The following is a 990-nucleotide window of genomic DNA, read 5'->3' as shown; positions in this document are numbered from 1 at the left end:
CGGGACGCGGGCGGCGCGGTCTCCCGAGATGACGGGGGAGACCGCGCCGCCCGCGTCCCGATGGAGGCACAGACCACCCGCTACGCCTTCTACGACGGGCGGCCGGAGGACCTCGGCACCGCGGCTCCCGCCTCCTTCATCCCGCTCATCAGCGGCAACTGGTCCACCACCTTCAGCTGGCGGGGGACGGGCCCCTTCCCCGCCGCCGAACGGGACAGGCTGCACACCCTCGTCTCCGCCGCCCACACCCGCGGACAACGGGTCCGTTTCTGGGGCACCCCCGACGCCGCGGGTCCGGAACGCGACGCGCTGTGGACCGAGCTCGTCGCCGCGGACGTCGACCACCTCAACACCGACGATCTCGCAGGGCTGGAGACCTTCCTCCGCCGACGCGGGCCCGGCACCCGCGGCAACGGCTGACCGGCGCCGGCCGCCGCATCCGGTCACCGTGGGTCAACACCCGTTCGGCCGACACGCCGGTGCGCCGAACGGCCCCTCCGCTGCGCCACACTGGCGGCCGAATGCCGCAATTCCGGCGCGGCGGAGGAGGTTGGCCATGGCCATTTCGATCTCAGTGGTGCTGCTGCTGCTGGTCCTCGCAGTGATCTTCCTGCGCAGCGGCGGACTCAAGATCTCGCACGCGATCGTCTGCGGCCTGCTGGGATTCTTTCTCGCGGGCACGAGCATGGCCCCCACCATCCACGAGGGGATCACCGCCACCGCGAACGTCGTCAGCGGACTGAGGCCCTGATCCCGCGCGCCGTCCGGGTGCGGGAGAATGACGGTCTGATCCCGGCACAGCGCCGCACCGGGCCGGCCGGGGCGATACCGTCGTCCGCAGGCCCCTGCGCGTGCTTCGTCGACATGGCTCGGACCTGACCGATCCTGGCCACGCACCTGGAGAACGCACCAATGTCCTTCCCGCCCCCCGGACGGCACTCGGGCGCAGCCCACCACGAGTACTGCAACAACGCCCTGTGCTGCCGCTGC

The 990-nt window shown here is 72.0% G+C and carries 2 protein-coding genes; both read left to right on the top strand.

What is annotated here, in order from left to right; all coding sequences use genetic code 11:
• A partial coding sequence (locus BFF76_RS30405) for a PI-PLC domain-containing protein (RefSeq protein ID WP_478078244.1) occupies nucleotides 1-420 on the top strand: 420 nt, incomplete at its 5' end.
• Nucleotides 421-556: 136 nt separating this feature from the next.
• Nucleotides 557-751 carry a hypothetical protein gene (locus tag BFF76_RS30400; RefSeq protein ID WP_031090133.1) on the top strand — a complete coding sequence of 65 codons (195 nt, stop codon included), beginning with the start codon at nucleotides 557-559 and terminating at the stop codon, nucleotides 749-751.
• Nucleotides 752-990 lie beyond the last annotated feature (239 nt).

The organism is Streptomyces mutomycini, from assembly GCF_001700505.1.
GTDB classification, from domain to species: Bacteria; Actinomycetota; Actinomycetes; order Streptomycetales; family Streptomycetaceae; genus Streptomyces; species Streptomyces mutomycini.
Note: the sequence above shows the minus strand (reverse complement) of the source record. Positions and strands in the feature narration are given on the sequence as shown.